The sequence below is a fragment of the Bacteroidales bacterium genome (assembly GCA_018334875.1).
Lineage (GTDB): Bacteria > Bacteroidota > Bacteroidia > Bacteroidales > UBA12077 > JAGXLC01.
The window spans coordinates 1-6,684 of sequence record JAGXLC010000226.1 but is presented as its reverse complement, the minus strand read 5'-3'; the positions used below and the strand labels follow the sequence as shown (position 1 = coordinate 6,684).

General features: G+C 41.4%; 6 protein-coding genes. 2 read left to right on the top strand and 4 right to left on the bottom strand.

All coding sequences use genetic code 11. The features are described from left to right. The 4 genes from asnB to KGY70_14935 form a co-directional block, all read right to left on the bottom strand. Positions 1-1,683: asparagine synthase (glutamine-hydrolyzing) (asnB, locus tag KGY70_14950; protein MBS3776492.1), on the bottom strand; the 1,683-nt coding region annotated here is incomplete at its 3' end. 36 nt (positions 1,684-1,719) lie between these two features. Further along, complete coding sequence (locus tag KGY70_14945; protein MBS3776491.1) at positions 1,720-1,977, bottom strand: acyl carrier protein; 258 nt, start codon at positions 1,975-1,977, stop codon at positions 1,720-1,722. 54 nt (positions 1,978-2,031) lie between these two features. Then, the gene (locus KGY70_14940) at positions 2,032-2,817 is read right to left on the bottom strand and encodes a polysaccharide biosynthesis/export family protein (GenBank protein MBS3776490.1); all 786 of its coding nucleotides are present in this window, start codon (positions 2,815-2,817) and stop codon (positions 2,032-2,034) included. A 23-nt stretch (positions 2,818-2,840) separates the two neighbouring features. Beyond that, on the bottom strand, positions 2,841-5,282 hold the full coding sequence (locus KGY70_14935) for a polysaccharide biosynthesis tyrosine autokinase (protein MBS3776489.1): 2,442 nt from the start codon (positions 5,280-5,282) through the stop codon (positions 2,841-2,843). A gap of 506 nt (positions 5,283-5,788) precedes the next feature. Here KGY70_14935 and KGY70_14930 point away from each other — a divergent pair. Both KGY70_14930 and KGY70_14925 read left to right on the top strand, forming a co-directional pair. Next, entirely contained in the window at positions 5,789-6,274 is a 486-nt protein-coding gene (locus KGY70_14930) for a hypothetical protein (GenBank protein ID MBS3776488.1), read from the top strand. Between the two features lie 3 nt (positions 6,275-6,277). Further along, positions 6,278-6,684: carbamoyl-phosphate synthase (glutamine-hydrolyzing) small subunit (locus KGY70_14925; protein ID MBS3776487.1), on the top strand; the 407-nt coding region annotated here is incomplete at its 3' end.

Below are 6,684 nucleotides of genomic sequence, written 5' to 3'. Positions count from 1 at the left end.
GGCTTGCTTGGATCGTTTCACAATATCCGATGGTATTTTATCCTTCATAAGCTTTTTAAGCAGAAATTTTTCAGTTAATCCGTTCAATTTAAAATTGTCCGGCAATGATGCAGTGTATTCCATGATGCGGCGATCAAGAAATGGATATCTTCCTTCAACGGAGTTTGCCATGGCCATTCTGTCTCCCTGTGAGGATAATAAATATCCCGACATAAACAGGTTAATTTCCAGCAACTGCGATTTGGCCAAAGGAGTCCATGTATTAAAATCATCCGGAAGCCGGGAATAAATATCTTCCTGAGGATTATAGGAAGCGTGTCCATTTAGAAGCTCCGGGGAAAAGAAATTTTTTATTTTGGATGTGTTGTTCCATCTTATCAGATGCGAATAGAATGGAGAGGAAGTATCTTCCAGCCGGTAACCGAAAAACATTTTTAACATACCCGGACTGGCATTGGCCATGTAAGGAATATAGGGATAAAGTTTTTTCAGGAGTAATGGTCTGTACTTAGAATCGGGGTATTTCGCCCAGAAATTTCGAATGAGAGTTTCCTTAAATATGTTGTAACCGGCCAGCATTTCATCTGCTCCTTCCCCGGTAATCACTACTTTGATATCGTTTTTTTTCACCAACCGGGAAAGAAAATACATGGGTGCCGGAGCTGTCCTGATAACAGGGACTTCTGTGTGCCAGATGATCTTTGAAAAATATTCGGCTATACTTTCATTATTACATATAAACTGCTTATGTGTGGTATCAAGATATTTCGAAGCTTTACTCTGGTAGTTCGTTTCATCATATTGATTTTCTTCAAAACCGATGGAAAAAGTTTGCAGGTTTTGTGGTTGAATCTCCTTAATAAAACGAGTGGTTGCTGTGGAGTCAATGCCACCGCTCAGATAAGCTGCCACCGGGACATCAGAGCGTAATCTCAACCTCACCGAATCATACAGAAGTTCATTGAATTCTTCCATAGTCTCACTGAGATTCATATCTCTTGTTTGAGAAAAATTCAGTTGCCAGTATTTTTTAACTTCGGTCTTCCCTTTTTTAATGGTTAAAAAATGACCTGGAGGTACTTCATATACGTCTTTGAAGATGGTATTGGGAGACAATGGAGCCCAAAAGGTAAAAATCTGGTGCAGGGCCCTGGGATTGATTTCAGGTGAAGTTTTATAAAACTGAAGAATGGATTTTATCTCAGAACCAAACAAAAACGTTCCTTTATACCAGCTATAATATAAAGGTCTTATGCCCACATGATCTCTGGCCAGGAACAGACTTCCAGTTTTTTTATCCCATATGGCAAATGCAAACTGACCATTGAGCTTATTTAAAGCCTTTTCTCCATAAAGCGCATAAAGTTGCACCAATACTTCTGTATCGGACTGGGTTTTAAATCGGCAACCTTTTTTTTTCAGAACCTCTCTTAATTCAATGTAATTGAAAATTTCTCCGTTGAATACAATCCAGTACCTTTCTGTCTGATCACAGAGGGGTTGGGTCCCGCCCTCCGGATCAATGATGTTTAATCTCACGTTGCCCATCAAAAGATGCCCGGAAGTCAACATGCCACATTCATCAGGGCCCCGATAATGGATTCGGGCCAACATGTTTTTGAGGATTTCCTTATGTTGGGTAATCTTTTGGGATGGATTCCATATCCCTGCTATTCCACACATACAAGTTAGTAAGGGCTATTTTTTCAGAGAGGACGATTATGAGTTAACAGCCATTTTTTGAGTAACGTAATTGGATATGGCATTGATCGATTCGAAATTTTCTTCGACAAAATCCTTGTCTTCGGTTTTGACATTGAACTCATCTTCAAGAAAAGTGATCAATGTGATGAAACCCATTGAATCAAAATAGCCTTCCTGAAAGATTAAGGTGTTGCTCTGAATTTTCCCGGGATCAGCGTAGGTATTTTCACTGATGAATTGATGCACTTTTTCTTTAATTTGGTTTTCGCTCATTATAACGGGTTAATATCAAAGGATTATATATTTTAATCAAATTATTGGTTTGAATTACAATTCAAGCCTCCAGATCAATAATGCTGTTGTAAGGATGGATGATAATGCACTGACCCCGAATAGAAAATCCGAGGTTTCCTCGCGGATGGCAGTTGACCGACGGGGTTTGACATATATAATATCATTGGGCATGACATAATATAAATCCGATTTCACAATCTCATTATCGGTTAAATCTACCTGGAAGGTTTTGGTACCTTCTTTGACTGTTCGCAAAATCAACACTTCTGTTCGATCACCATTATAGGTGATACCTCCACCATATGAGATGGCCTCGATCATGTTCACATCATTTCTGTATACCGTCTGTAGCCCGGGACTGGCGACCTCACCCAGCAGGGTGAAATTAAATTGAGCCATTTTGACGATGACCTGGGGGGTCTTAAGATAGTCTTTGGCCTTCTCCTCGATTCTTCTTTTGGCTTCATCCAGGGTGATCCCTCCCACCTGAACGGAATCAATCACCGGAATTTCAATATAGCCTGCATCACTGACCGAATAACCGTAAAAGTACATGGTCTCACCGCCCATTCTGGCGTTAGTCTGACCACGTTGGGAAAATGGGTTGAATATTTCGCCCATTGACTGATCGGGCGTTATAACCCTAACATAGAGTATGTCACCCGGCTGAATGTGATAGGTGGGTTTGTTTTTGACGATCTTCTGAGCGTGCCCCGTGATGGGGATGTCTCTCAGGTAAGTATACTTCTTGTATGTGTTGCAGGAACTGGTTATAATCGCGACAAATACAATGCAATAAAGAGAGATTCTGTGTTTCATATCTTTTTTTATTCAAAAATTAATCATCGTTTTAACTTTTCACCTTCCGGAATTTTCATGGAAGTTTCCTTATTATTGTAATAGTGATTATAATATCCAAATCCATAGGCCGAATCATATCCGAAATAATATTCAAATCCTGCACCTTTCATTTTTTTAACGCTATTAACCAGGAGAAACATGTTGTTTAACTTTCCTTCATCATATATTTCATTTAGGGATTCAATGATTTTTTTGGGGCTGTACATGTGTCTTAACAGGAATACATTACAGTGGGACTGTTCACTAATGATCATGGATTCCGGAACCATGGAGAAGGGAGGGGAATCAAACAGAATATATTCAAACCGGGTGGATAAATAATCCAGCAAGGCGTTAATTTTGCTTTCAGAAAAAAGATCTCCCGCATTGGACCCGGATTTTCCAGCTGGCAGAAAATACAGGTTATCTACAGGGGTTGGCTGGATAAGATCTTCATAATTGAAATGGTTGGTCAGATAATTACTTAAGCCCATTTTGTTAGTCACGGGAAATATCTTATGAAGCGTAGGTTTTCGTATATCAGCACTTACTATGATCGTTTTCATTTCACCCATGGCCATTATGGCCCCAAGGTTTGCCGTGACAAAGCTTTTTCCTTCCCCGCTTACCATCGAAGAGATCATGATTACCTTGGAATCATAGGATTTTAGCTTGTACCTGATCTTGGTCCTGATGCTCCTGAATGCGTCTGCAATGTGAGATTGCGGATAATGCAATACCGGAAGGTTTGTTTTAAAAGGATTGTCCTCAAGGGCATGCAGAATGGGAATCGAAGTATTTTCACTTATTTCATTCTTTTCCTCTATTTTCTCGAAGCTGTTTTTTCTCATTATTAACAATCCTGCCGGAAGTATAAAACCTATAAAAAAGCCGAACAGGTAATTAATTTTCTTATTGGGGTATACCAAATTGGCCTGTTCAGGTCTGGATGCTTTTAATATTTCAAAATTGTTTGTATTGGAGGCCTTTATCATTTCAAATTCAAGCTTCTTCTCTGAGAGATTATTCAGGATGTTCTCATTTTGAGCGATCTTTCTCTGTGACTCCTGGTAGCGTCTTTCCCTACGGGGATAGGAAGGGATTTGTGATTCAAGGTCATTGATTCTTTCTTCCAACCTGGCAATCGATTTATCTATATAATTTATATAGCTGTTTACCCGGGTGTACAGAGATTGCTTTTGTTTCTTATAGGTCTCTTTGAGTGATTGATAGTGAGGGTGATTGCTTTGGACATTTTGACTGGCCGCATCGATCTCCTCTTGAGTATCAGTGATTTCATCCATGAGCTGCCGTATGCCTGCTGATTCTATTTCACTGTTCATAGGAAGAATAACGCTATCCAGGTTTTGGTTGTTTTTGATCAGATCGGCTAAATACCTGAATTGATCTTTATTTTCCTGCAGGGACATCTTCTGGTTTTCCAGTTCGTTTATTTGATTATACAACGAGCCTGATTGCCCCTGACCTTCACCATAGTCCGTGTATTCCTGGTTGATATTACCGGAGCCGATTTGTTTGTTGTTCATCCGCAGGTTCTGAAGCTCATTTTCATACTGCAACAGCCTCTTCTCTATTGTGCTCATCTGGTGATTAATGAACTGAATGGACTTATCCGCATTCTCATTGATCTTTTCAAGTTGATGATTTTTGTATGTTTCGACCAGGGTTGTGAGAAATTTGTTTTCTTTCTCTGGCACATGACCTGTCACAGAAAGCTTAAGGATGTTGCTTTCTTCTTCAACAGGCAGGACTTCAAGCTTCTCCTGATAGGACCTGATCAGATTGGTCATATTATGCGCGATGAAATAAAACCGATTTTCTTCAACGAGGGCTTCAGGAGTATGTTCATTTTTTATGAGTTTGAGGTTTAACCCATGCTTTGAAAACTGCTTGCCAAAATCCACCTCGTATTCCACAAAAAGTTCCGGGCGGTCTATGGTGAGTTTATACCTCTTTGCCGAGAGCAGCTCAATGTAAACAGGATGGGTGTAAAGCGCTGGAGATTGTTCATGAACTACCCTAAACGGGGCTGAACGATAAATTTCCTGATCATAGAACCTGCCTTCTTTATGATAGGAGATCTCAAAGTCCAGCTTTTCAAGTGTTTTATTCAGCAATTGATGGGACTTTAGCAATTCCATATTGCTTTCAAGATCGAACTGGTTAATATTCCTGAGGATTTCCAGACTTTCAACAGCATTATCGCTTCGGCTTCGTCTCTCCGATTCTTCTTTATACATGATGAGGTAATTCAGCTCATATCTATTTGGTACTGAATCGTTAAAAAGGTATACAAGACTCATGGCCACCGTGAGGGGGATTAAAAGCCAATACCATTTGGAAAGCAGAAAAATAAAATACTTTTTACCGTTTATATCCTTGGAGGGTATTTCCGGATAAGACTTGGAGATTTTCTTGTTCATTTTTTTACCTTTTTTCAGAGATTGAGGGCTTTGCTGGATCGTCGTGTTGGGCATGTATAACAGTAAACGACTGCCTCTTTTGACAGGCTAAAATGGAATGTTCCATGTATATTGTTTTGTGATTCTGTACATAGCTCCGCTCCTTCAGTCCCAATAGGAAATAATGCCCAACTGAAATAAAGTGTATCCGATAAAAAGTTCCTTCCATTTCTTCTTTTTCATAACCTTAGATATAGAAGGCTGGATCTCTTATGCATGCTATTTTAGAGCTATTATTTATAAAAAGACAAAGAGCAGGTATCTATACTCTTTTAGTTGGATTTTTTTGACTTAGAGAGTAGACTTCAATGGTATATGTATATTTTAATGCAAGGCTCCGTGCTTATGAGTCCCCGATTATTAACTCAAAAGATTGATGCGAGCACAATTGTTAATAACTATTTTTGGCAAAGCAATCCCGGATGTATATTTTTGCACCTGGCTTGTATAATTATACGGAATCTTACATGGAACCCAAAAACAGACGTTTGTCACAGATTGTAGAGATCATTGAACGAGAGCGGGTTACATCCCAGGATCAGCTTTTGGAAAGGCTCTCTGCCCTGGGTTATGCCATCACCCAGGCCACCCTCTCGCGTGATTTGAAGCAGCTGAAGGTGGCCAAGATGCCGGATGTCAAAGGCCATTACCGGTATGTGATGCCCCAGTCGGCAGCGGCTCAGATCCAGGAGCATGTTCAGGCACGCCATGCCCTGGAAGGATTTCTTTCTATGGAGTTTTCCGGCAAGATGGGGGTGATCCGCACCGTCCCGGCCTATTCCCATGCCATTGCCTCGGCCATCGATGCCGAAGACCTGGCGCCGGTGGCTGGTACCCTGGCGGGCAATGATACCATATTGGTGGTTCTGCGCGACGGCTATGAGCCGGATGACCTAAAAAATGCCTTGTCCGGGGCCTATCCCGGGTTAAAGGATGAACTACATAACCCCTGATGTATGGTAAAAACAAAGAATGCCCGTCTCGTACTGGAAAACGGTAGCACCTTCCATGGTAAATCCTTTGGTTTTTCGCGTTCCACAGCCGGGGAGGTGGTTTTCAACACGGCCATGACCGGCTACCCCGAGAGTCTCACCGACCCTTCCTATAAGGGTCAGATCCTGGTGGCTACCTATCCCCTGATCGGCAATTATGGTGTTCCTGCCCGGGAAGCGGCACAGGGCCTTCTCAGGCATTTTGAATCCGACCGCATCCATGTCTCCGGTCTGGTTATATCGGATTATTCCTTTGAATACAGCCACTGGAATGCCAACCAAAGCCTGGGGGTGTGGCTTGAGGAACAACAGGTGCCGGCTATCTTTGATGTGGATACCCGGGCCATCACCCGTATTCTCAGGGAGCATGG